24 protein-coding genes are annotated in these 24272 nt (G+C 72.9%); 18 read left to right on the forward strand and 6 right to left on the reverse strand.

Annotated features, from left to right (window positions below; all coding sequences use genetic code 11):
- Positions 1-54: 54 nt before the first annotated feature.
- Positions 55-1044, reverse strand: coding sequence for an MBL fold metallo-hydrolase (locus ACQPXG_RS12180; protein ID WP_433467762.1), 990 nt, complete (start codon positions 1042-1044; stop codon positions 55-57).
- A 73-nt stretch (positions 1045-1117) separates the two neighbouring features.
- Entirely contained in the window at positions 1118-2278 is a 1161-nt protein-coding gene (locus ACQPXG_RS12185; RefSeq protein WP_433467763.1) for a steroid 3-ketoacyl-CoA thiolase, read from the reverse strand.
- A 146-nt stretch (positions 2279-2424) separates the two neighbouring features.
- On the opposite strand from ACQPXG_RS12185, the gene ACQPXG_RS12190 reads away from it, so the two are divergent.
- The gene (locus ACQPXG_RS12190) at positions 2425-2826 is read left to right on the forward strand and encodes a hypothetical protein (protein WP_433467764.1); all 402 of its coding nucleotides are present in this window, start codon (positions 2425-2427) and stop codon (positions 2824-2826) included.
- A 9-nt stretch (positions 2827-2835) separates the two neighbouring features.
- On the opposite strand, the gene ACQPXG_RS12195 is transcribed toward ACQPXG_RS12190, so the two are convergent.
- The gene (locus ACQPXG_RS12195) at positions 2836-4020 is read right to left on the reverse strand and encodes a cytochrome P450 (RefSeq protein ID WP_433467765.1); all 1185 of its coding nucleotides are present in this window, start codon (positions 4018-4020) and stop codon (positions 2836-2838) included.
- A gap of 189 nt (positions 4021-4209) precedes the next feature.
- On the opposite strand from ACQPXG_RS12195, the gene ACQPXG_RS12200 reads away from it, so the two are divergent.
- Genes ACQPXG_RS12200 through ACQPXG_RS12230 form a run of 7 tightly spaced genes read left to right on the forward strand, consistent with a single transcriptional unit; the run spans position 4210 to position 11224 of the window.
- On the forward strand, positions 4210-5211 hold the full coding sequence (locus ACQPXG_RS12200) for a 3-oxoacyl-ACP synthase III family protein (protein WP_433467766.1): 1002 nt from the start codon (positions 4210-4212) through the stop codon (positions 5209-5211).
- A 2-nt stretch (positions 5212-5213) separates the two neighbouring features.
- The gene (locus ACQPXG_RS12205; protein ID WP_433467767.1) at positions 5214-5966 is read left to right on the forward strand and encodes a glycosyltransferase family 2 protein; all 753 of its coding nucleotides are present in this window, start codon (positions 5214-5216) and stop codon (positions 5964-5966) included.
- Positions 5963-7117, forward strand: coding sequence for a cytochrome P450 (locus ACQPXG_RS12210; RefSeq protein ID WP_433467768.1), 1155 nt, complete (start codon positions 5963-5965; stop codon positions 7115-7117). Before ACQPXG_RS12205 ends, ACQPXG_RS12210 begins: the two co-directional genes overlap by 4 nt.
- On the forward strand, positions 7114-8619 hold the full coding sequence (locus tag ACQPXG_RS12215) for a class I adenylate-forming enzyme family protein (RefSeq protein WP_433467769.1): 1506 nt from the start codon (positions 7114-7116) through the stop codon (positions 8617-8619). Before ACQPXG_RS12210 ends, ACQPXG_RS12215 begins: the two co-directional genes overlap by 4 nt.
- Positions 8616-9542 carry an NAD-dependent epimerase/dehydratase family protein gene (locus tag ACQPXG_RS12220; RefSeq protein WP_433467770.1) on the forward strand — a complete coding sequence of 309 codons (927 nt, stop codon included), beginning with the start codon at positions 8616-8618 and terminating at the stop codon, positions 9540-9542. Before ACQPXG_RS12215 ends, ACQPXG_RS12220 begins: the two co-directional genes overlap by 4 nt.
- Positions 9543-9591: 49 nt before the next feature.
- Positions 9592-10326, forward strand: coding sequence for a Clp protease N-terminal domain-containing protein (locus ACQPXG_RS12225; RefSeq protein WP_433467771.1), 735 nt, complete (start codon positions 9592-9594; stop codon positions 10324-10326).
- Positions 10327-10363: 37 nt separating this feature from the next.
- Positions 10364-11224 carry an alpha/beta fold hydrolase gene (locus ACQPXG_RS12230; RefSeq protein WP_433467772.1) on the forward strand — a complete coding sequence of 287 codons (861 nt, stop codon included), beginning with the start codon at positions 10364-10366 and terminating at the stop codon, positions 11222-11224.
- Positions 11225-11231: 7 nt separating this feature from the next.
- Here ACQPXG_RS12230 and ACQPXG_RS12235 read toward each other — a convergent pair whose 3' ends face one another.
- Entirely contained in the window at positions 11232-12671 is a 1440-nt protein-coding gene (locus tag ACQPXG_RS12235; RefSeq protein ID WP_433467773.1) for a PucR family transcriptional regulator, read from the reverse strand.
- Positions 12672-12766: 95 nt separating this feature from the next.
- On the opposite strand from ACQPXG_RS12235, the gene uraD reads away from it, so the two are divergent.
- Together uraD and uraH are read left to right on the forward strand one after the other, a co-directional pair.
- Positions 12767-13240, forward strand: a complete 474-nt coding sequence (uraD, locus tag ACQPXG_RS12240) for a 2-oxo-4-hydroxy-4-carboxy-5-ureidoimidazoline decarboxylase (RefSeq protein ID WP_433467774.1) — start codon at positions 12767-12769, stop codon at positions 13238-13240.
- The gene (gene uraH, locus ACQPXG_RS12245) at positions 13237-13551 is read left to right on the forward strand and encodes a hydroxyisourate hydrolase (RefSeq protein WP_433467775.1); all 315 of its coding nucleotides are present in this window, start codon (positions 13237-13239) and stop codon (positions 13549-13551) included. The genes uraD and uraH overlap by 4 nt, the downstream gene beginning before the upstream one ends.
- Positions 13552-13596: 45 nt before the next feature.
- Here the strand turns inward: uraH and ACQPXG_RS12250 are convergent, their stop codons facing one another.
- Positions 13597-14568 carry an RNA-guided endonuclease InsQ/TnpB family protein gene (locus ACQPXG_RS12250; RefSeq protein ID WP_433467776.1) on the reverse strand — a complete coding sequence of 324 codons (972 nt, stop codon included), beginning with the start codon at positions 14566-14568 and terminating at the stop codon, positions 13597-13599.
- A 55-nt stretch (positions 14569-14623) separates the two neighbouring features.
- Entirely contained in the window at positions 14624-15049 is a 426-nt protein-coding gene (gene tnpA, locus ACQPXG_RS12255) for an IS200/IS605 family transposase (protein WP_433467777.1), read from the reverse strand.
- A 143-nt stretch (positions 15050-15192) separates the two neighbouring features.
- Between tnpA and pucL the strand changes: the two genes are divergently transcribed.
- From pucL to alc, 8 genes are read left to right on the forward strand one after another with little or no spacing between them, the layout of a single operon-like run.
- The gene (gene pucL / locus ACQPXG_RS12260) at positions 15193-16053 is read left to right on the forward strand and encodes a factor-independent urate hydroxylase (protein ID WP_433467778.1); all 861 of its coding nucleotides are present in this window, start codon (positions 15193-15195) and stop codon (positions 16051-16053) included.
- 14 nt (positions 16054-16067) lie between these two features.
- A complete protein-coding gene (locus tag ACQPXG_RS12265; protein ID WP_433467779.1) occupies positions 16068-16946 on the forward strand; it encodes an FAD binding domain-containing protein in 879 nt (292 codons plus the stop codon).
- On the forward strand, positions 16946-17431 hold the full coding sequence (locus ACQPXG_RS12270; protein WP_433467780.1) for a (2Fe-2S)-binding protein: 486 nt from the start codon (positions 16946-16948) through the stop codon (positions 17429-17431). Before ACQPXG_RS12265 ends, ACQPXG_RS12270 begins: the two co-directional genes overlap by 1 nt.
- On the forward strand, positions 17428-18777 hold the full coding sequence (locus ACQPXG_RS12275; protein ID WP_433467781.1) for an 8-oxoguanine deaminase: 1350 nt from the start codon (positions 17428-17430) through the stop codon (positions 18775-18777). The genes ACQPXG_RS12270 and ACQPXG_RS12275 overlap by 4 nt, the downstream gene beginning before the upstream one ends.
- Positions 18778-21090 (forward strand): xanthine dehydrogenase subunit D, encoded by a 2313-nt coding sequence (gene pucD, locus ACQPXG_RS12280; RefSeq protein WP_433467782.1) that lies wholly within the window; start codon positions 18778-18780, stop codon positions 21088-21090. It abuts the gene before it with no gap.
- Positions 21087-21890, forward strand: coding sequence for a hydroxypyruvate isomerase family protein (locus ACQPXG_RS12285; protein ID WP_433467783.1), 804 nt, complete (start codon positions 21087-21089; stop codon positions 21888-21890). The genes pucD and ACQPXG_RS12285 overlap by 4 nt, the downstream gene beginning before the upstream one ends.
- A complete protein-coding gene (gene allB / locus ACQPXG_RS12290) occupies positions 21875-23194 on the forward strand; it encodes an allantoinase AllB (protein WP_433467784.1) in 1320 nt (439 codons plus the stop codon). The genes ACQPXG_RS12285 and allB overlap by 16 nt, the downstream gene beginning before the upstream one ends.
- Entirely contained in the window at positions 23191-24207 is a 1017-nt protein-coding gene (alc, locus tag ACQPXG_RS12295) for an allantoicase (protein ID WP_433467785.1), read from the forward strand. The genes allB and alc overlap by 4 nt, the downstream gene beginning before the upstream one ends.
- The last annotated feature ends 65 nt before the right edge of the window (positions 24208-24272 follow it).

The following is a 24272-nucleotide window of genomic DNA, read 5'->3' on the forward strand; positions in this document are numbered from 1 at the left end:
CGGAGGCTGACAGGCTAGCGCTCCCGGACGACACCGGGCGGGAGGCCGGAATCGTCAGCGCAGGACGTAGCGGAGGGGGTCGTCGGTGCCGTCGCGGCGGGCCGTGCCCCGCGTTTCGAGGGTGCGCAGGTGGGCCGCGGCCTCGGCGGCGGCCATACGGCGGGCCTGCTGGGACATGTCGGCCCACGGGTGCCGCCAGGTCAGGCCGGCCGTCAGGTCCCACAGGGTGATCGGGCTGGACGACAGGAGCGCCGCCACCTCGGCCAGGCGGTCCTCGTGGTGGGCGATGATCTCGCGGGCGCGGGCGGAGAGGCCGTTGAAGCGGAACTGGTGCGCCGGCAGGACCTCGTCCGCCGACATCGCGGACACCTTGTCGAGGGAGCCGAGGAAGTCGCTGAGCGGGTCGATGTCCGGGGTGTCGTACGGGTAGAGGCCGATGTGCGGCGTGATGCGGGGCAGGACGTGGTCGCCGGTGAAGATGCGGTCGCCGTCCTCCAGGTGCAGGCAGATGTGGCCCGGGGAGTGGCCGGGCGTCCAGACGGCGCGGAGCCGGCGGCCGGGCAGGTCGACGAGGTCGCCGTCGGACAGCTCGCGGTCCGGGATCGCGGGCGGCGACACCCGGGTCTGCTGGGCCGGCCCGGTCAGGTCCGAGTCGGCCGCGCCGGCGCGGCGCAGGGCGGTCAGCTCGAACGCACGGCGGCCGCCGTGGCCGACCTGGTGGAAGAGCCGGACGATGTCGGCGTCCGCGTGGTGCATGGCGATCCAGGCGCCGGACTCCTCGCGGACGCGGCCGGCGAGGCCCGAGTGGTCGGGATGGAAGTGCGTCACCACCACGCCGCGGACGTCCCGCACGTCGATCCCGAACGTGCCGAGGCCGTCGCGGAGGGCGGCCCAGGCGTCCTCGTGCTGCCAGCCCGCGTCGATCAGGACGGGCCCCCGCGGGCTCTCCAGCGCGTAGACGAGCGTGTACGCCAGGGGGTTGTCCGGGATGGGCACGGGAACGCTCCACAGCCCGCCGCCGAGGTCCTCAGGTTCCGGCTGCACCGAGACCGCCTTTCGCGCCTGTCAAGGTCGGAGGCCCCGGCCGGACGACCGGGGCCCGTGTCCAGGATGCCTGTCAGATCCGTTCGAGGATCGTGGCGGTGGAGAGCGCGCCGCCCGCGCACATCGTGACGAGGGCCGTCCCGGCGTCGCGGCGCTCCAGCTCGTGCAGCGCGGTCGTGACCAGCCGCGCGCCGGTGGCGCCGACGGGGTGGCCGACGGCGATGGCGCCGCCGTTGACGTTGACCCGGTCCATGTCCGGCTTGTGGACCGACGCCCAGGACAGCACGATCGACGCGAACGCCTCGTTGATCTCGGTGATGTCGATGTCGTTCATCGTCATGCCGGACCGCCGCAGGACGCGCTCGGTCGACTGGACCGGCCCGTCCAGGTGGTAGTACGGCTCGCCGCCGACGAGGGCCTGCGTCCTGATCCGGGCGCGCGGCCGGAGGCCGAGGGCGTTCGCCTTCTCCTCCGACATCAGCAGCACGGCGGCGGCGCCGTCGGAGATCTGGGACGAGGTGCCCGCGGTGTGCAGGCCCTCGGGCCCGAGGACCGGCGTGAGCTTGGCGAGCCCGGCGGCCGTCGTCTCGCGGAGGCCCTGGTCGCGCGTGACCTCGCGGGTCTCGCCGGTGACGTTGCCCTCGGCGTCCAGCACCGGCGCGGTAATGGGGGCGATCTCGCGGTCGAAGCGGCCGTCCGCCCACGCCTTGGCGGCGAGCTGCTGCGAGCGCGCGCCGAACGCGTCCAGGTCGGCGCGGGTGAGGCCGCGGCGGGCGGCGATCCGCTCGGCGGCCTCGAACTGGTTCGGCATGTCGATCGACCAGTCGTCCGGCCGCGGATCGGCGGGCAGCACGTTGCTGCCGAGCGGCGCGCGGCTCATCACCTCGACGCCGCAGCCGACCGCGACGTCCACGACGCCGGCGGCGATCTGGGACGCGGCGAGGTGGACGGCCTGCTGCGACGACCCGCACTGCGCGTCGATCGTGGTGACGCCGGCCTGCCAGGGCAGCCCGGCGTAGAGCCAGGAGTAGCGGCCGATGTGCGAGCCCTGCTCGCCCGCCTGCGTGACGCAGCCCGCGAAGACCTGTTCCACCTCGGCGGCGTCGATGCCGGAGCGTTCGACGGCGGCGTTCAGGGCGTGCGCGAGGACGGCCATCGGCTTCAGGCCGGCCAGCCAGCCGTTGCGCTTCCCGAGCGGCGTGCGCACCGCCTCGACGATCACCGGGGTACCCATGCGGTCTCCTTCTAGAACACGATTCGCCTTTGACTGTAACGTGTTCTAACTTTCCCGGAAACGGGCGGTCCCGGTGAGAGGGATCGGGCCCGGCGGCGTACGTCGACTAGCCTGGGCGCACGACGATCCCCCGCGCCGGAGTGCCCATGGCCGCAGATTTCGACGAACCCGTTTTCGACGAGGACTTCGTCAAGAGCGCCGTCTTCACCGAGCCGTCAGCGCGCGAGCGGGCCCGCCCCCCGAGCCGGCGCGAACGGCGCCGGTCGCGCGGGGACGCGCGCCGTGCCTCCCGCCGGGCCCGGCGGGCCGGAGGCGGCCGGTTCGCCCGGTACCGCGAGCCCAGCCACCGCATGGCGGTGTTCCAGGTGATCGGCGCCGTGCTGCTGCTGCTCGCGATCTCCTTCGCGCTCTGGTGGTGGAACTCCGCACCCCGCGACAGGGAGCCGGCGCGCCCGGTCGGCCCGACCGTGACGAACTCCCCGGCCCCCGCCCCGACCCCGGCGACCCCGAAGACGCAAGCGCCGCCGACCGGGGTCCCCGAGGTCTAGCCGCGCCGTCTAGCCGAGCCGGACCCGCAGTTCGGCGTACGCCGGGACGAGCACCCGGCGGGCCGCGCGCCGGGACACGATCCGGTACGGCCGGCCGCCGGACAGCAGCGTCTCCAGCATCCGGGCCACCTGGACCCGCGCGACGGCGGCGCCGAGGCAGAGGTGGCGGCCGCCCCCGAACCACAGCTGCCGGGTCTCGGGCACGTAGTCGCGGTGGACGTCGAACGGCCCGGCGTCGTTGGTGGCGCGGTAGGTCAGCAGCAGGACCCGGTCTCCCGCGCGCAGCCGCCGCCCGCCGACCGTCGCGTCGTGCGACACGTGCCGTCCGATCACCGGCGCCGGGGTGGCGACGCGCAGGCCCTCGCGCACCGCGTTGCCCATGAGGGACGCGTCGTCCAGCAGCGCCTGATGGGAGCCGGTGTCGTGCAGCAGCGCCGCGGTGCGGACGGTCCCCGTGGCGCCCGTCTCCGTCCCGGCGATCACGAGCAGGGTCGCCAGACCGCGGCTGAGCGGCAGCCCGAGGTCCATCTGGCGGCACCGGCCGAGGAGGGTGTCCGTGCCGGCGGTCCGGTAGGCGTGCGGGACGGCGGCCGTGATCTCCTCCACGATCGTGCGGGCCTTCGCGATCACCGCCGGGTCGAGGCCGGTGGACGCGGTGGTGCCCATCGCCAGCCGGGCGAGCCGTTCCCCGGCGGCGAAGAGCTCCCGGTGGTCGCCGTCTGAGCGGGCGGCGGGCAGTCCCAGCAGATCGGCGACCATCCGCCCGCTCAGGACACGGGCCGCGTCGGCGACGTCCACGTCCGCCCCGGCGGCGAGGCGGGCCGCGAGGGCGGTATGGGTCCGTCCCTGGGAACGCTCCACAAGGGCCCGGGCGGCGTCCTCGGTGAACAGGTCGCGGGCGCGGGTGCGGATCTCGGCGTGCCTCGCGCCGCCGAAGAACTGCGCCATCTCGTCCCCGAACAGCTGCGTCCACAGGTGGCCGACGCCGCCCTCGCCGTTCATGCCGAACCGGGCGTGGTCGTTGAGGACGTGCCGGGCCAGGACGGGATCGGTCACCACCCACCCGAGCCTGGGGACGCGCGCGATCGGCCCCGTGCGGCGCGCGGCCTCCAGCAGGGCGAACAGGCCGGGGTTCGCGGCCCACAGCAGCCGTGCCTCGTGCCGGGCCGCGTCGTTGGTCTTCGTGCTGGTCACCCGGTGATTCTGACGGCCGGTGAATCCGGACGAAAACGCGGTACTGCTCAAATGGGCTAAGTGCTGGTACTCACGGCGAATCGGGTACAACGCACACCTGCGGATGCGTAGGGTCTCTCTGACCGGGAGCGCCCGGGGGCGGCGAGGCTGGCCGCACACCGAGCCCGAGGAACCGGGGGACCCCAGCCCATGAGAGCCCGCATCACCGCCGTCGCCGCGCACCTGCCGGAGCGGACGGTCACCAGCGCCGAGGTCGAGGCCCGCGTCGCCGCCGAGAGCGCCGGATACCGGCCGCGTCCGACGATCGTGGAGCGGATGACCGGGATCCGCGCCCGGCACGTCATGCGCGACGACGAGCAGGCGTCCGATCTGGCCGTCGCCGCCGCCCGCCGCGTCCTCGCCGACCGCGCCGTCGAGCCGGCGGGCGTCGACCTCCTGATCTTCGGGTCGGCGTCGCAGGACCTCGTCGAGCCGGCGACCGCGCACATCGTCGCCGCCAAGCTCGGCGCGTCCTGCCCGGTCTTCGACGTCAAGAACGCCTGCAACGGCTTCCTGAACGGGCTCCAGATGGCGGACGCGCTGATCCGCACCGGGCAGCACGAGCGCGTCCTGGTCTGCACGGGGGAGAGCCCGTCCCGGGCGATCCGCTGGAGCGTCCGCGACCGCGCCCAGTTCGTCGACGCGTTCGCCGGCTACACGCTCTCCGACGGCGGCGCCGCGATGCTCGTCGAGGCCGACCCGGACGGCGGGATCTTCTACCGGGACTTCGCCGCCGTCTCCAGTGCCTGGCGGATCGGGACGCTCCCGGGCGGCGGCTCGATGCACCCGCGCGACCCCGAGTTCACCTACTTCAGCGGGGACGGACGCCGGCTGAAGGACGCGTTCGTCGCGGGCGGCCCGGAGATCTTCACCACCGCGCTCGCCAAGACCGGGCTGACCTGGGACGACTTCGCGGTCATCGCCGTCCACCAGGTGACGCTGCCGTACCTGGAGGTGCTCCGCTCGATCCTCGGCATCCCGCCCGGCCGGCTGGTCGTCACGCTGCCGGACCACGGCAACGTCGCGTCCGCGAGCCTCCCGCTGCAGATCGCCACCGCCCTCGCCGAGGGACGCTGCGGCCCCGGCGACCGCATCGCGCTGATCGGCCTCGCCGGCGGCATCAGCCTCGGCGTCATGTTCGCGGAGCTTTGACGATGCGCCTCTGGGTCGTCATCCCCGCCTTCGACGAGGAGCGGTCGGTCGGCGCGACGCTGCGCCGTCTCGCCGAGCAGACCGACACCGCGTTCTCGCTGGTGGTCGTGGACAACGGGAGCACGGACGGGACGGCGCGGGTCGTCAAGGAGTTCGCCGCGGAGACGACGGCGTTCGACGTCCGGATCGTCCACGAGCCGGAGAAGGGGACCGGGGCCGCCGCCGACACCGGCGTCCGGCACGCCATCGCCGCGGGCGCCACGCACATCGCCCGCACCGACGCCGACTGCCTGCCGCACCGCGGCTGGGTCGCGGCGGTGAAGCGCGCGTTCGGCGACGGGCTGGAGATGGTGTCCGGGCCGCTGCTGCCGCGCACCGACGAGTTCCCGCTGAAGTTCTGGGAGCGGCGCCTGCTGCCGGCCGTCATCGACGTCGCCGCGCTGTTCGGGCGGTTCCGTCCCGGCAACCAGGATCCGCTGTTCCTCGGCCCCTACGTGATGATGCCGGGCTGCAACGTCGCGATCACCGCCGGCCTGTACGAGCGGTCGGGCGGCTTCCCGCGCACGCGCATCGAGGACGTCCACGAGGACAGGGCGCTCGTCAACCGCGTCCGGTACGTCACCGACGCCTACGGGCTGCGCGAGGACGTCGTCGTGTACGGGTCGGTGCGGCGGCTGCGCGCGTTCGGCCTGGTGCGGACGCTCGGCTGGTACGCCGACCACCGCTACAAGCCCGACATCGTGGACATCCGGTGAACTGGGAGGAGCGGCTCTACCTGACCGCGCACCCGGTCGCCTACCCGCTTCTGCGCGGGGTCGCGCGGCGCGGACCGGTCGTGCGGGTGCCGGGGGTCGGGGTGGTCGTGAACGACGCCTCGGTGGCGCGTGCGGTCCTGATGGACGGGCAGACGTTCCGCAAGGACGGGCCCGGCTCGCCCGGCGAGCTCTGGACGCCCGTTCTCGGGCCGTCCGTCCTGCTCAACATGGAGGGGGACGCGCACCGGGCCCTTCGCCGCAGGCTCACCGACCTGTTCGTCCCGTCCTATACCGAGGCGCTGTGCGCGCGCGTGCTGGCCGGACCGCTGGAGCGGCTGACCGGCCGCCTCCGCCGCGGTGCGACGATCGACCTGGTCGACGCGGCGCGGGTCATGGCCGGAACGGTGATCGGCGAGGTGATCGGCCTCGAAGGCGGAACCGAGGCCGTCTACCGGGACCTGTTCGAGCAGGGGGAGCGCATCGTCTCGATGGTGTCGCTGCGGACGCGGCGGCTGTCGCCGTCCCAGGTGCGGTGGGCCCGCGAGGTCCTCGACCCGCTCGGCGACATCGCGGCGAAGTCCTACCTGGCGGGGGACGAGTCGACGGTCATGGGCCGGATGCGGGCCCTCGGCCTGTCCGAGGACGAGGCGCGGGGTGCCGCCGGAGCGTTCTTCCTGACCGGCACCGAGACCGTCGCCACCCTGGTGCCCCGGCTGATCGCGCTCCTCTCCGACCACGGCCAGATCCGCCGCGTCGCCGCCGACCTCCCGCTGCTCGACCGCGCCGTCGAGGAGGCGATGCGGGTCACCACGCCCACGCCGGTGATGCTGCGCAGCGTGCATCGTCAGGCCACGGTCGGGGGCGTCGGCATCCGCCCCGGGGAGCGGGTCCTGATCGCCACGCACAACTGCTGCCGCGCGTACGGCCCGTTCGACCTGGACCGCGCGCACCCGCCCGAGCTGCGCCGCCTCTGGTTCGGCGCGGGACCGCATTTCTGCATCGGATATCCGCTGGCCATGGCGCAGATCCGCCTGGTCGCCCGGACGCTCCTCGGCGCCGGGCCCCTGACGATCACTCGCCGGGCGGCCGCCCGGAACGTCCTGATCCCGACGTATCGCCACCTGGCCGTCCGCGCGGGGGAGGCGTCGTGACGCTCGTGCGGCGACTCCTCGACCAGGCCGCCCGGACGCCCGGAGCCGTCGCGCTGGTCGCCGGGGACGGGGCGGAACTCACCTACGGCGAGCTGCGGCGGCAGGTCCTCGCCGTCCGGCACGGGCTGCTGTCCGGCGGTCTCGCGGTGGGTGACGGCGTGCTGTTCTCGGTGCGGCCGTCGCCGGAATCGCTCGTGCTCGCGCTGGGCGTGGTCGCCGCCGGGGGAGTGGTCGTCTTCGCCGATCCGGGGGCCGGGCCGGAGATGTTCACCGCGCGGCTGCGGCTGGCCCGTCCGCGCTGGTCGGCCGCCGAGTCGATCCTGTACGCGGGGAGCCGGCTGCGGCCCGTCCGGGCCTATGCGCGGCGGCGCGGGCTGCTTCTGCCGAACCTCGCCGACCTGCAGATTCCGGGCGAGGGCCCGATGCGGCACATCCACGTCGGCCGCCGGCTGCCCGGTGTGCCGAGGCACGCGCTGTCGTTCACGCGGCTGATCGGCGGGGACGCCCCGGAACCCGGCGACGACACCGACCCGGACGCTCCCGCCGCCGTCATCTTCACCTCGGGGACGACCGCGAACCCGCGTGCGGTCGTGCACACGCAGGCTTCGCTGGCGGCGGCGCTCGATCTCTTCCGATCCCGGCTGCCGCTGGGCCCGGGCGACGTCGTCCACACCGACCAGCTCATGCTCGGCCTGCCGACGCTGATCGCGGGCGCCCGCTGGTCGATGCCGCCGCTGTTCTGCTCACCCGCCGACTTCGCCCGGCTCATGCGGGAGCGCCGGGCCACGCACACGTTCTGCGTCCCCGTCCACCTGGCCGAGATCCTGGACGAATGCGGCGAGCTGCCGCCGTCCGTCCGGTACGTGCTGCTCGGAGCCGCGCCGGCGCCCCCGGCGATCCTCCGGCGCGCGGTGGACGCCGCCCCGTCCGCCGAGGTCCTGTCCGTGTACGCGATGACGGAGATCCTGCCGGTGGCGATCGCGTCGGCGGAGGAGAAGCTCGCGCACACCGCGCCCGGCGACCTGCTCGGCGCGCCGCTGCCCGGCGTCGGCACCCGGATCGCGGACGACGGCGAACTGCTCCTCTCCGGGCCCAACCTCTGCCGCGGCCACCTCGGCGCGGACCCGCTCACCGAGCTGCCCACCGGCGACCTCGCGCGCCTGGACGACGGCCGGCTCGTCCTCGTCGGCCGCAAGAAGGACATGCTGATCCGCGGCAAGTTCAACCTCTACCCCGGCTTGTACGAGCCGTCGATCGCCGCCCTCCCGGACGTGTCCGAAGCCGCCATCGTGGGCGTCCCCGACCCGCGCACCGGCGACGAGGAGGTCGTCCTCGCGGTCGTCGGGCCTGGTGATCTTCCTGCCAGGCTCCGCCGCGCGCTTCCGGACGTCATCGACCACGACGCCCTGCCCGATCGCATCGTCGTCCTGGACGAACTGCCGCGCTCCGGCCGCACGCGCAAGCTCGACCGCGACCGGCTCCGCGAACTGGTGATGCCGTGAGGATCGCGGTGACGGGCGCCTCGGGGTTCGTCGGCGGAGCGGTGTGCCGGGCGCTCACCGCGGCGGACGTCACGACGTTCGCGTTCGGCCGCCGTCGGGCCGTGACTCCTGGGCACCTGGGCGGCGCGGTCTACCGGCCGTGGGATCTCGCGTGCGGCCCGCTCCCGGACCCGCCGGGCGTCGACGCGGTCGTCCACTGCGCGGGCAGCGTCACCGACTGGGGACCGGCCGCCGAGCTGTTCGCCGCCAACCTCATCGGCACCCGCAATGCCCTCGCGACCTTCCGTGGTGCCCGGTTCGTGCACGTGAGCACGGCCAGCGTGTACGACCCGTTTCGCCCGAGCGTCATGGCCCGCGAGGACGAGGCCCCGGTGGATCGCTACATGAACGCCTACGGTGCTTCGAAGGCCGCCGCCGAACGCGCCGCCGCCGCCCGCGACGCGATCATCCTGCGACCGCACGCCGTCTACGGGCCCGGCGACACGACGCTCCTCCCGCGCATCCTGTCGGCTGTGCGCGGCCCAGTCCTGCCCGCCGTCGGGACGGGGCGTCAGCGCGTCAGCCTCACATCGATCGGCAACCTCGTCCGGGCCTGTGTCCTGGCCGCGACCGGCCCGGTGACCTCGGGCGTCTTCAACATCGCGGACGCCGCGCCGGTCACGATCGACGACGCGTTCCGGGAGATCCTCCGCGAGCGCGGGATCCGGGCGCGTCCCGTCTACATCCCGGCTCACGTCGCCCATCCGCTCGCCGCCCTCGCGGAGGGGCTGTTCCTCCTGGCCCGCCGCCCCGAACCCCCGCGCATCACCCGCTACGCGATCAGTCACCTCGCGCTGGAACGCACCCTCGACATCACCGCCGCCCGGGAGGTCCTCGGCTACGACCCGGCCGCGACCTCCTTCGCCGGGGCCGCCGACTGGTGATCGTCAACCCAGGGTTGACGACCTCCGATCGTCAACCTATGGTTGACGTATGACCGAACCCACCCAGCCGGTCGACCAGGTCCGCCTGGACGACCTGATCACCGCCATCAAGAACGTCCACACCGACGCGCTGGAGCAGCTGTCCAGCGCGGTCCTCGCCGCCGAGCACCTCGGCGAGGTCGCCGACCACCTCATCGGCCACTTCGTCGACCAGGCCCGGCGCTCAGGCGCCTCCTGGACCGACATCGGCAACAGCATGGGCGTCACCAAGCAGGCGGCCCAGAAGCGGTTCGTGCCGAAGGGATCGGGATCCGACATCGACCCGTCCCAGGCCTTCTCCCGCTACACCGAGCGCGCGCGCAAGGTGGTCGTGCAGTCGATGAGCGAGGCCCGCGCCGCCGGAAACGCCCAGGTCACGCCTGCCCACCTCGTCCTCGGCCTGCTCGCGCAGCCGGACGCGCTCGCCGCCAAGGCGATCGTCGCCCAGGACGTCCTGCTGGACACCGTCCGCCAGGCCGCGACCGCCGCCCTCCCGCCCTCGGCCGACGAAGTCCCCGAGCTCATCCCCTTCGACCAGGACGCCAAGAAGGCCTTCGAACTGACGTTCCGCGAGGCCCTCCGCCTCGGCCACAACTACATCGGCACCGAGCACCTCCTCCTCGCCCTCCTGGAATTCGAGAACGGCACGGGCGCCCTGTCGGAGTCCGGCGTCCAGAAGGCGGCCGCCGAGGCGTCCGTCGCCGAGGCCCTGGCCGCCATCACCGCCCGGCCGGAGGGCGGCTGACCGATGAGATTCGGGGCCGGGCGCGGTCCACCTCGTCATGGAGAGAATCATCAAGGCCGGCGACGTGGAACTGTGCGCCGAGACCTTCGGCGACGCCGCCGACGCGCCGATCCTGCTGATCGGCAACTCGATGCTCACATGGCCCGGCGACCTCTGCGCGCGGCTCGCCGCCCTGCGGAGGTTCGTCATCCGCTACGACCTGCGCGACACGGGCCGGTCCACGTCCGCCGACCCGGAGGCCCCCGGCTACACGCTGCGTGATCTGGTCGCCGACGCGGCGGGCGTCCTCGACGCCCACGACCTGCCGTCCGCGCACGTCGCCGGTTTCGGGCCCGGCGGCTGGATCGCCCAGCTCCTCGCCCTTGACGACCCCGGCCGCGTCACGACCCTCACCCTGATCGCCACCAGGCCCACGGCGCCCGGGCCCAGCGACCCGGACCTGCCCGAACACGCGCCCGAACTCATGACCCACTTCATGAACATGCCGAAGGTCGACTGGACGGACCGCGAGTCCGTGGTCGCGTTCATGGTGGAGAACGCGCGGCACCTCGCGGGCCCGGCGTTCGACGAGGCCGAGGCCCGCGCGAACATCGAACTGATCTACGACCGGACGCCGACGGGCGCGGACCCGGGCAAGGCGCACCGGGCGAACCAGATGGGGACCGTCTTCGCGGCACTGGACTGCGGCGAGCGCTGGCGCGAACGTCTCCCGGGCATCGTCGCGCCGACGCTCGTCGTCCACGGCGAGGACGACCTCTTCTTCCCGCTGGGCAACGGCCGGGCGCTGGCCGCCGAGATCCCGGGCGCCGAACTCCTGACCCTGCCGGCCACGGGCAGCGAACTGCCCCGGCGGACCTGGGACACGGTCGTCCCCGCGATCCTCCGCCAGACGTCCTGACGCGGGCTCAGACCAGGAGGGCCAGGAAGAAGTCGACCCGGTCTTCGAGCCGGGACAGGTCGCGGCCGGTGAGGTCCTGGATGCGCTGAATGCGATAGCGGACCGAGTTGACGTGAAGGTGGAGTTGTTCGGCGCAGCGCGTCCAGGACCCGGAGTTGTGCAGGAACGTCTCCAGCGTGCGGACGAGGTCGGCGCCGTGGACCTCGTCGTAGGCGTGCAGCGGGTCCAGCAGGCGCACCTTGAACATCTGGCGGACGTCGTCGGGGACGCTGGCGAGCAGCAGCACGTGCGTGGCGAGTTCGTCGTGCCGGACGACGCAGACCGGGGCGGTGCGGGTGGCGGCGAGACGGCGGGCGTAGCGGGCCTCCTCGATGGCGCCGCGCAGCCCGGTCGCCATGGCGGTGTCGCCGACCCCGACGGCGATGCGGCCGCCCGGCAGGCCGGGGGACAGGAAGTCGAGGGCGTCCTGGACCGCGGCGGCGACGTCCTGCCCTGTGAACGGGACGAGCGCGATCGCCTCGTCGTCCAGCATCCCGACCACCGGGTGCGCGCCGGCCACGGCCTCGGAAAGGACCGTGCGCAGCTCGCCCGGACGCAATGCCCCCTGCGAGGAGGCCGCGACGGCGACGACCGGGAACGGTAGACCTTCCGGCTCCGCGACCTCCCCGGCGAAGGCGGCGGTGACGACCTCCTGCGATGAGCGGTCCTCGGCGCGCAGCCGGGCCCGTTCGAGGGCGACGATCGCGGCGAGTTCCCCGGCGAGTGTGTGGCGCTCGGGCGGCCAGCCGGCGAAGTCGCCGTCGAGCGCGATGAACCAGTCGGCGGCGCGGGGCGTGTCGTCCGGGCCGACCGGGAAGATCGACGCGTCCAGGGCGGGGACGTGGTGCGGCAGCCGGGACGCGGTGAGAAAGGCCCGGGCCAGCGCGGCGGGGTCGGGCGGCGGCGGCCCCGCGACGACGCGCCCGGTCGGCGAGAGCACGTGGCAGTGGCCGACCAGGTCGACGACGGCGCCGAGGCCCGTGCCCTCGACCAGCCGGCGGTGCCGGTCCAGGACGGCGGTCAGGTCGGCGGCGCGGGCGCCGGACAGGTGCCGGACGACCTCCTCGGTCACGGTCGCGAACGCGACGTCCTCGGGGACCTTGAACAGCGGAAGCCGATGCCTGCGGCACGCCTCGACGAGGTCCTCGGGGATGGTGCCGAGCCTGAGGTCCCAGGCGGCCAGGCCGGAGACGCCCGCGCCGGCGAGAGCGCGGACGAAGGTCTCCGAGTCGGCGGGCCCGGTGCGCCAGACGAGCCCGGTGAGGACGAGTTCCCGCCCGCGCAGGTAGCGGCCGGGGTCGAGCAGGTCGGTGGTGACGACCCAGCGGATCGGCCGGTCCAGCTCGTCCTCCCCGGTGACGAGCTCCAACCGGAGCTCCGCCATGGCGAGCAGGGAACGCAGCAGCATATGTAGCAACCTACAAAAGGAGCCGTCCTGTCGGGCGCACAGTTAGGACGTCCTGTCACTCGACCCGCCTCGGGGCGGCTGTGTGTACTGCAAGCGTGCTGGAACCAGGCAGCGAGGAGCTGGCGGCGTGCTGCGCGTCCCGCCGATGGGTCGGGGCGATCGCCGGACGGTCGTACGCGGATCTCGGCGCGCTGCGGGCGGCCTCGGAGCGCGCGTTGGACGACCTCGAATGGGCCGACGTCGAGGAGGCCCTCGCCGCCCATCCCCGGATCGGGGAGCGGGTCGAGGCCGCTACGCGCGAGGCCGGCTGGTCGCGGGGCGAGCAGTCCGGGATGGACGGAGCGGCGGCCGATGTTCAGGCCGCCCTGATCGAGGGAAACCGGGCCTACGAGCGGCGGTTCGGGCACGTGTTCCTGATCTGCGCGTCCGGGCTCCCGGCCTTGGAGATGCTCGGTGACCTGCTCGAAAGGCTGGGGAATGACGTCGAGACCGAGCGGGACGTCGTCCGCCGGGAACTCGCGAAGATCGTCGATCTCCGGCTGGCCAAGCTGGTGGAGGAGCGGACATGAGCTTGTCGACGCACGTGCTGGACGCGGCGAAGGGGCTGCCCGCCGCCGGGGTGGCGGTCCGGCTCGACCGGCGTGACCCGGACGGCGGCTGGACGACGCTCGCCGAGGCCCGCACCGACGCCGACGGCCGGATCAAGGAGTGGGGCGTCCACCCGCAGGAAGGGGTGCACCGGCTGACGTTCGCGACCGAGGGACTGTCGGACTTCTACCCCGAGGTCACGGTGGCGTTCACGATCGACGATCCGGGACGGCACTACCACGTCCCGCTGCTGATCAGCCCGTTCGCGTACTCGACCTACCGGGGGAGCTAGGTGACTCCACCCACGCGTGAACGCGCGGGCTTCCCGCGCCGTCGGCTAAGCGACGGCTCGGAGGGCCAGCCCGGCCCTTTGTGCGATGTTGAGTGCTGCGACATGATCGGCGTGGTCGCGGTGCCCGCAGGCGGTGCACTCGAAGATCTCTCGATCGCGGTTCTCCTTGGCCACATGCCCGCATGCGGGGCAGGCGCGGGAGGTCTGGGCGGGGTTCACCGAGATCAGCTTACGACCGGCGCATTCTGCCTTGTGCGTGAGTATTTCCAGGAACACCCCCCAGCCCGCATCCAGGATCGAACGGTTCAGCCCGGCTTTGGCGGCGGCGCCGTTGGGCGCATAGGTACCGTCCAGGCTTTGGCGGGGCTTGGGGCGGCGGACCATGTTGACCACGGCAAGGTTCTCGTGCGCGATCACGTCCGCGCTGCGCACAAGGAAGTTGGCGGCCTTGTGCGCGTGGTCCAGTCGCTCACGGCGCACCTTGGCATTCAGGCGGGCGACCTTGCGGGCGGCCAAACGATGCTTCCTGGTCCGGTTGGTGGCTCTGACCTTCTTGGGGAAAGCGTCAAGTGCACGCTGTGCGGCGGCCAATCGGTCCGCCGTGCTGCGCGTGGGACGCGGGTTGGTGACGTACTCGTCGGCCGAGGTGACCAGGAAGTGGGTCACGCCCATGTCGATGCCGACCACGCGGCCGGTGGCAGGCAGTGGTTCGGCAGGGACGTCGTCGCACGAGAGGATCACGTACCAGCGGTTACCTTCCCACTTGACGCTGATCGTCTTCACCGTCCCGGCGATAGGGCGGTGCTGGTGCACACGCACGTGACCGACGCCTTGCAAGCGGACGCGGGTCTGCCGGTCGTGCGGGACGCTTTCCCACCGGCAGCCGTCGCCGTCCTTGGGGAACTCCACGGTGTCGAACCGGGACCGGGACCGGATCTTCGTTTGAGAGGGGTGGGCGTAGGCGTCCCGCCGCTCTTGAAGTGCCGCGTTGTACAGGGTGCAGTGGTCGGCCAGCATCGCCGCCAGCGACCCGGCCTGCCGCGAGGTCGGGCGCAGGAGGAACTTGTAGGACCTACGCACCCCTGGGCTCCTTCTTCCAGGGCCGTTCCCACTGGGTGTCGATGTACCGCTGGACGGTGTCGTCCGAGACCGCGCCGACCGACGAGACGAGGTATGACGACGACCACAGCGTGGGCAGCCGGGACCGCAGATGCGGGAACTCACCGCGCAGGACACGGGAGGTGAACCCCTTGAACTGGTTCGCGATGTGCGAGGGGGAGTCCCTCGGATGAGCTCTGACGAACAGGCGGACGTGGTCGGGCATCACCTCCAAGGCGATGATCTCCCAGTCCTTCTCGATGGCCTTGGACCTGATCAGCTCTTCCAGTCGTATCGCGACGCGGCCATCAAGAACCGGGCGGCGGTACTTGGCGCACCACACTACGTGGTACCCCAGGTCGTACACGCCCCCTGAGAAACGTCGAACCTTCCGCGTCACAGACACAACGATCAATATACTAGTGGGACAGGTCTAACAATGCACCACAGTGCTCAGACGGGCCGGGCGGCGCTTTACACCGACACCTGGAGAGTGTCTCCTCCCATACCCGCGGGCGTGGGAGCCCTCATGAGGGGCTTCTGATGGGGATCGTGCTCGGGCCCAACCGCTACGGCAAGGCGGAGACGCGCGTCGTCCGCGTGACGCGGGACGGCGGCACGCACCGGATCAAGGATCTCAACGTCAGCGTCGCCCTCTCCGGCGAGATGGACGACGTCCACCTGACCGGCGACAACGCGGCCGTCCTGCCCACCGACAGCCAGAAGAACACCGTGTTCGCGTTCGCGAAGAAGCACGGCATCGACGCGATCGAGGACTTCGGCCTGCTGCTCGCGCGCCACTTCGTCGGCTCCCAGCCGTCGATCACGCACGCCCGGGTGGAGATCCACGAGTACGGGTGGCGGCGCATCACCGGCGGGCACTCGTTCGTCCGGGACGGCGGCGAGGTGCGGACGGCGCTGATCCACAGTGACGCCGAGACGGAGTCGGTGGTCTCCGGGCTCACCGACCTGGTCGTCCTCAACTCGACGGGCAGCGAGTTCCACGGCTTCGTCCAGGACGAGTACACGACGCTCGCGCCGACCGATGACCGCATCCTGGCGACCGCCGTGACCGCCCGATGGCGGCACCGGGACACGGACGCCTCCTGGGACGACTCCCACGCCGCCGCCCGCGACCGCCTGCTGCGCGCGTTCGCCGAGACGCACAGCCTGTCGCTCCAGCAGACGCTCTACGAGATGGGACGCCGTGTCCTGGCCGAGCGCGCGGAGCTCTGCGAGGTCAGGCTGTCGATGCCCAACAAGCATCACTTCCTGGTCGACCTGGAGCCGTTCGGCATGGACAACGACAACGAGGTCTACTTCGCCGCGGACCGCCCGTACGGGCTCATCGAGGGCACGGTGCTGACCGACGACGCGCCGGACGCCCCGTCCGCCTGGAACTGAGGGATTCTGGAGACATGGACTTCCTGCGACCGGTGACCTGGGAGGACGCGCTCGCCGCCAAGGCGGAGCGGCCGGGCGCGCGGCCCGTCCAGGGCGGCACCGACGTGATGGTCGAGATCAACTTCGACGTGCACCGGCCCGAGGCGCTGCTCGACCTGACCCGCGTCCGCGACCTCGCCGAATGGGACACGGCGGACGGGCGGCTCCGCGTCGGCGCCGGCGTCACCTACACGCGGCTGATCACCGAGCTGGGCGGCCGGCTGCCCGGCCTCGCGCAGGCGTCCCGGACGGTCGGGTCGCCGCAGATCCGGAACCGGGGCACCGCCGGCGGCAACCTCGGCGCCGCCTCGCCCGCCGGGGACGCCCATCCGCCGCTGCTGGCCGGGGACGCCGTCATCGAGGCCGAGTCGGCGGCGCGCGGCACCCGGATGATCCCGGCTGCGGAGTTCTTCACCGGCGTGAAGGAGAACGCGCTGGAGCCGGACGAGCTGATCCGCGCGTTCTGGACGGCCCCCGCGTCCGGCCCGCAGTACTTCTCCAAGATCGGCACCCGGAACGCGATGGTGATCGCGGTCTGCTCCTTCGCGATCGCCCTGCATCCGGGGGAGCGCCGCGTCGGGACGGGGCTCGGCTCGGCCGCGCCGACGCCCCGCCGCGCCACCGAGGCGGAGGCCTTCATCTCCCGCGAGCTGGACTGGGACGGCCGGGGCCCGCTCCCCGCGGCGGCGGCGCAGCGGTTCGGTGAGCTGGTGCGCGACGCGGCGTCGCCGATCGACGATGTCCGCGGGACGGGCGACTACCGCAGGCACGCCTTGGCGGTGCTGGCACGCCGGACGCTGACCTGGGCATGGAACGACCACCGAACGGCGACCACGGGAAGGGAGGGGTCCTGATGCGCGTGAACCTGACCGTCAACGGCTCGGGAGAGACCGTGGACGACGTCTGGGAAGGCGAGAGCCTGCTCTACATGCTCCGCGAGCGGATGGGCCTGCCGGGCTCGAAGAACGCCTGCGAACAGGGCGAATGCGGCTCGTGCACGGTCTACCTGGACGGTGTGCCGGTCTGCGCGTGCCTGGTCGCGGCGGGGCAGGCGGAGGGACGGGAGGTCCGCACCGTGGAGGGCCTGTCGGAGGGCCCGCCCGGCGGCGAGCGGCTCGACCCCGTCCAGGAGGCGTTCGTGGAGGCGGGCGCGGTCCAGTGCGGGTTCTGCACGCCGGGGCTGATCGTCCAGGCGCACGACCTGATCGAGCGGAACCCCGTGCCGTCCGACGCCGAGATCCGCGAGGCGCTCGCGGGGAACCTGTGCCGCTGCACCGGCTACGAGAAGATCCTCGACGCGGTGCGCCTCGCGGCGGAGCGGAAGGCGGTCGCGAAGTGAGGCGCATCATCGAGCACGCGCACGTCGTCACCGTCTCCGGGGACGAGTACCCGGACGGCCACATCGTCGTCGACGGCGACCGGATCACGGCCGTCGGCCCCGGCGCCGGGCCAGGCGGCGAGGCCGAGCGCATTGACGGAACGGGCTGCCTCGCAACGCCCGGCCTGATCAACACCCATCACCACCTCTACCAGTGGGCGAGCCAGGGACTGGCCACCGACAGCACCCTGTTCGAGTGGCTGACGACGCTCTACAAGCCGTGGTCGAAGATGGACGCCGAGGTCGTGGCGGGCGCGGCGACGGCCGGGCTCGGCTGGCTGGCCAAGTCGGGTTGCACGACGTCCACCGACCACCACTACCTGTTCCCGAAGGGACGCGGCGACCTGTTCGCGGCCGAGGTGGAGGCGGCGCGGGAGATCGGCGTCCGGTTCCACCCGTGCCGCGGATCGATGGACCGGGGCGAGTCGCAGGGCGGGCTGCCGCCCGACGAGGTCGTCGAGGACCTCGACACGATCCTCGCCGAGACCGAGACCGCGATCGACCGCTACCACGACCCGTCGCCCGGTTCCATGCTGCGCGTCGCCGTCGCGCCCTGCTCCCCCTTCTCCGTCACCCGGGAACTGCTGGTCGAGTCGGCGCGACTGGCGCGGGAGAAGGGCGTCCGGCTGCACACGCACCTCGCCGAGACGCTGGACGAGGAAGAGCACACGACCGAACAGTTCGGCATGACGCCGACCGAGTACATGAACTCGATCGACTGGCTCGGCCCGGATGTGTGGCTGGCGCACTGCGTCCACCTGCACGACACCGACATCAAGCGGCTCGCCGAGACGGGCACCGGAACGGCCCACTGCCCGAGCTCGAACGCACGTCTCGGCGCCGGGATCGCCCGCGTGTCGCATCTGCTGGAAGAGGGCGCGACGGTCGGACTCGGCGTGGACGGCTCGGCGTCGGCGGAACTCGTCCCGCTGGCGGGGGAACTGCGGCAGGCGATCTACATGCAGCGCGCCCGGTACGGTCCGACGGCGCTGACGGCCCGGCAGGCCCTGGAGATGGCGACGCTCGGCGGGGCCCGCTGCCTCGGCCGCGACGACGAGATCGGCTCCCTCGAACCGGGCAAGCTCGCCGACATCGCGCTCTGGCGGGTGGACGGCTTCCAGGCGGCGGTCGACGACCCCGTCGTCGCGTTCGCGTTCGGGCCGACGCCGCCGCTGCGGCGTCTCCTCGTCGGCGGGCGCACCGTCGTGGACGGCGACACGCTCGTCACCGTCCCGCAGGACGAGGCCGGACGGCGCGGCGCCGACGCCCACCGCCGTCTCATGCGGCTCGCGGAGGAGGTGCTCTGAATGGCGTCCCCGGTGAAAAGCCCAGGTCATGTCGCAGCGCCCGGCATCGGCGGGGTCGGCGAGAGCCCGCTGCGGCCGGACGGCACGCTCAAGGTCGCCGGCGAGTTCGCCTACGCGTCCGACCTGTGGATGGACGGGATGCTGTGGGGCGCGACGCTCCGCAGCCCGCATCCCAGGGCGCGGATCCGGTCGCTCGACATCGGGCCGGCGCTCGCGCTGCCCGGCGTCCGGGCCGTCCTCACGCACGAGGACGTGCCGGGCCGCGGGACGTTCGGCATCGACCACACCGATGATCAGCCGGTCCTCGCGATCGACCAGGTCAGGCACCAGGGCGAGCCGGTCGCGCTGGTCGCCGCCGACCACCCGGAGACGGCCCGGCGCGCGCTGGAGAAGATCGCCGTCGGGTACGAGGTGCTGGAGCCGATCACGGATCCGCGCGCCGTGATCGCCGACCCGGAGGGGCAGAAGGTCCAGGAGCGCGGCGGCATCACCCGGTACCAGCCCGTCCGGGTCGGGGACGTGGACGCCGCCAAGGCCGGGGCCGGCGTCGTCGTGTCGGGCGAGTACGAGGTCGGCATCCAGGACCAGGCGTTCCTCGGACCGGAGTCCGGCCTGGCCGTCCCGTCCGAGGACGGCGGGATCGACCTGTACGTGTCGACGCAGTGGATCCACAACGACCTCAGGCAGATCGCACCCTGCCTCGGCCTCCGCGAGGACCAGGTCCACATGACGCTCGCGGGCGTCGGCGGCGCGTTCGGCGGGCGCGAGGACCTCTCGATGCAGATCCACGCCGGGATGCTCGCCCTGCACACCGGCAGGCCCGTCAAGATGTCGTACAACCGCTACGAGTCGTTCTTCGGGCACGTCCACCGGCATCCCGCGCAGATGCGGTACGAGTACGGCGCCACCGCCGACGGGCGGCTCCTGTACGCCGACGTCGAGATCGTGCTGGACGGCGGCGCGTACACCTCGTCCACGACGAACGTGGTCGGCAACGCGGCCTCGCTGGGAGTCGGGCCGTACGAGATCCCCAACATCCGGATCGACGCGTACGGCGTCTACACGAACAACCCGCCCTGCGGCGCGATGCGCGGATTCGGGGCCGTGCAGGCGTGCTTCGCCTACGAGTCGATGATGGACAGGCTCGGCGCCGCGTGCGGACTCGACCCGGTCGAGATCCGCCGCCGCAACGCCGTCACGCAGGGGTCGAAGCTCGCGACGGGGCAGGTCATCGAATCGCCGGCACCCCTCGCCGAGATGCTCACGCGGCTGGAGGCCATGCCGCTGCCGGCCGGTCCGGACGGGTCCGACCTCCGGAACCTGCCGGGCGGGGTGTCGCAGACGACGCACGGCGAGGGCGTTGTGCGGGGCGTCGGCTACGGCGTCGGGCTCAAGAACATCTGCTTCTCCGAGGGCTTCGACGACCTGTCCACGGCCCGTGTCCGGCTGGAGGTCATCGGCGGGGAGGCGACCGCGCTCGTGCACACCGCCGCGGCGGAGGTCGGGCAGGGCCTCGTCACGATCCAGGCGCAGATCGCGCGGACGGAGCTGGGCGTCCAGAAGGTCACGATCGCGCCGGCCGACAACCAGGTCGGCGACGCCGGGTCGTCCAGCGCGTCCCGCCAGTCGTACATGTCGGGCGGCGCGGTGAAGACGGCGTGCGAGGCGGTCCGGGCCGAACTCCTCGCGCTCGCCGCGCGCCGCACCGGGCGCGCCGACCTGGCCGTGGTCGGCGGGAAGATCATGTCGCGGGCGGACGGCGTGCTCGGCACCATCGAGGACGTCCTCGGGGACGCCGTCATCGAGGAGACCCGCGAGTACCACCACCGGCCCACGGCCCGGATGGACCCGGTCACCGGGCAGGGCCGCAGCCACACCCAGCTCGCGCTCTGCGTGCACCGCGCCGTGGTCGACGTGGACGTGGACCTCGGGCTCGTCAAGGTCGTCGAGCTGGCCGCAGTCCAGGACGTCGGGAAGATCATCAACCGGTCCGGGGTCGAGGGGCAGATCCACGGCGGGTCCGCGCAGGGCCTCGGCCTCGCCGTGATGGAGGAGATCGTCGTGTCGGACGGGCTGGTCCGCAACCCGTCCTTCACCGACTACCTGATCCCCACCATTCTCGACATGCCGCCGATGCGGCTGGAGATCCTTGAAAATCCTGACCCGGAGGCGCCGTACGGGTTGCGCGGAGCGGGGGAGCCGCCGACGCTGTCGTCCACGCCCGCCATCGTCGCGGCGATCCGGGACGCGACGGGCCGGCCGCTCACGCGGGTGCCGGTGCGGCCGGAGCACATCGTCCAAGGAGGCCCATGACGCGGCGGTTCGCGGTCAACTGCTCGATCCTGTTCACCGATTTCCCGCCGCTCGGCCGGCCCGCCGCGGAGCGGGCGGCCGGGTTCGGCGCGGTCGAGTTCTGGTGGCCGTGGCCGGGGCGGCCCGTGCCGCCCGCGGCGGACGTGGACGCCTTCTGCGCGGCGATCGAGGACGCCGGCGTGCGGCTCATCGCGCTCAACCTGTACGCGGGCGACATGCCGGCGGGGGAGCGCGGCGTGCTGTCCGACCCGTCCCGCGCCGAGGAGTTCCGGGCGAGCCTGGCGGTGGTGGAGCGGATCGCCGGGCGGACGGGCGTCCGGTCGTTCAACGCGCTCTACGGGCAGCGGCTCGACGGCGTCGACGCGTCCGAGCAGGACCGGGCCGCCACACGGAACCTCGTCCACGCCGCCGGCGCGGTGGGCGGGTTCGGCGGGACGCTCCTGATCGAGCCGCTGGCGCGCGGGCTCAACGGCGCCTACCCGCTGGAGACGGCGGCGGACGCCGTCGCCGTCGTGGAGCGCGTCCGGGCGGCGGGCGCGGAGAACGTCCGGTTCCTGTTCGACACGTTCCATCTGGCGACGAACGGCGACGACCTTGAGCGGGTCGCGCGGGAGCACGCCGCCGACATCGGACATGTCCAGATCGCCGACGCGCCGGGCCGGGGACGTCCCGGCACCGGCCGGATCGACTTCGGCCGCGTGTTCGCCGTCCTGGACGACATCGGCTACGCCGGACGGATCTCGCTGGGGTACGCGCCGCAGGGGCCCTCGCCGGAGGAGTTCCGGTGGATGACCTCCTGATCCGGTCGCGGCGGGCGGTTCTGCCGGACGGTGAGCGCCCCGCGGCCGTCTCCGTCCGGGACGGCCGGATCACCGCGATCTCGGCCCATGACGCCGCCGCCCGGGCCGCCGCCTCGGTGGATCTCGGCGATGTCGCCCTGCTGCCCGGTCTCGTCGACACGCACGTCCACATCAACGAGCCGGGACGCGCCGAGTGGGAGGGGTTCGCCACCGCGACCCGTGCCGCCGCGGCGGGCGGCGTGACCACCCTCGTCGACATGCCGCTCAACTCGCTTCCGCCCACCGTCGACCCGGCCGCGCTGGCGGCGAAACGCCGGGCCGCCGAGGGCGTGTGCGCCGTGGACGTCGGGTTCTGGGGAGGGGCCGTCCCGGGCAACGTGCCTTCGCTGCGCCCACTGCACGACCTCGGCGTCTTCGGGTTCAAGTGCTTCACGTCGGACTCGGGCGTCCCGGAGTTCCCGCCGCTGACGGTCGAGGAGATGCGGGCGGCCTTCCGGGAGATCGCCTCGTTCGGCGGGCTGGTCATCGTGCACGCCGAGGATCCCGCGTCGCTGGCCCCGCCGTCCGCCGGCGACTACCCGGCCTTCCTGGCGTCGCGGCCCCCGTCCGCCGAACGCGCGGCGGTCGAGCGGGTCGTCCGGCTGGCGGAGGAGACGGGGGTGCGCGCCCACATCCTGCACCTGTCCGCCGCGGACTGCCTGGACGTCCTGGTGAAGGCCCAGGCCGACGGCCTGCCCGTGACCGCCGAGACCTGCCCCCACTACCTGACGCTGTGCGCGGCCGACGCCACCGAGCCGCGCTCACCGGCGACCGCTTTCAAGTGCTGCCCGCCCATCCGCGACGAGGCCAATCGGGACCTGCTCTGGCAGGGCCTCGCCTCCGGGGTCATCTCCTGCGTCGTCACCGACCACTCACCCTGCACACCCGAGCTGAAGCGCGGCGACTTCGCGACCGCGTGGGGCGGCGTCTCGTCCCTGCAACTCGGGTTGCCCGCCGTCTGGACGGCGGCGCGCGAACGCGGCCACGGCCTGTCGTCCGTCGTGCGCTGGATGTCCGAGGCGCCCGCCGGCCTGGCCGCCGTCCCGCGTAAGGGCGGCATCGTCGTCGGCAACGACGCCGACCTCGTCGCGTTCGCCCCGGACGAGACGTTCACGGTCGACCCCGCGGCGCTGCACCACCGCCACCCCGTCACCCCCTACGAAGGCAGGACGCTGACCGGTGTCGTCCAGGCCACCTGGCTGCGCGGCACGCTCGTCGCGGACGCTCCGGCCGGACGCCTGCTCAGCCGATCGGAGACGCGATGACCGACTTCACCTCGCTGCCGGACCTGGCCCTCCGAACGCTCGGCGGCGCGGTCATCGCCGCGAGCGACGAGTCGTTCGCGGAGAAGGAGAACCTCCTCAACCCGTGGAAACCGGCCTTCACACCCGAGACCTTCGGGCCGAAGGGGCAGATCTACGACGGCTGGGAGACCGCCCGCCGCCGGGGACCCGGCCACGACTGGGCGCTGGTGCGCCTCGGCCTCCCGGGCCGGATCTTCGGCGTCGTCATCGACACCGCCTGGTTCACGGGCAACTTCCCGCCGCACGCCTCCGTGGAGGCATGCTTCGTGGACGGCCACCCCTCGCCCGCCGAGCTGGCGGACGCCGACTGGGTAGAGATCGTCCCGAAGAGCGCGCTCAAGGGCGACTCCGCGCACGCCTTCGCCGCCGCCGAGCCGGGCCGCGTGTTCACCCACGTCAGGCTCAACATGTTCCCGGACGGCGGCATCGCGCGGCTCCGCGTGCACGGCCACGTCGTCCCCAACCCGGCCTTCCTCACCAGCATGACCGTCGACCTCGCCGCCCTGGAGAACGGCGGCCGCGTCGCCGACTGCTCCAACCGGTTCTACTCGTCGCCCGACAACATGCTGTTCCCCGGTCCCGCCCGCACCCAGGCCGAGGGCTGGGAGACCGCCCGCCGCCGCGACGACGGCCACGACTGGGCCCTCGTCCACCTCGCCGCCCCCGGCGTCATCAGGCTCGTCGAGATCGACACGACGAACCTCAAGTTCAACGCGCCCGCCGAATTCGCGCTGACCGGCATCGACGACCGCCGTCCTCCGGACAACCGGGCGTCCTCCTGGCGCCTCATCCCGCGCACCCCGCTCCAGCCGGACACGCGCCACCGCTTCCGGCTCTCGTCGCCCGAGGTCACCAGCGTCCGCCTCGACATCTACCCGGACGGCGGAATCGCGCGCCTCCGCCTCCTCGGCGACCTGAGCCCGGACACCGAGAAGGACCTCGTCGCCCGCTGGGACGAGTACACCAAACATTAGGCAAAGTATTGACGGTCGCTAGAAATCTGCCTACATTCTGACCACTCGGCACGCTGGTCCCGGGC

Source organism: Spirillospora sp. CA-128828, from assembly GCF_050945415.1.
GTDB lineage: Bacteria > Actinomycetota > Actinomycetes > Streptosporangiales > Streptosporangiaceae > Spirillospora.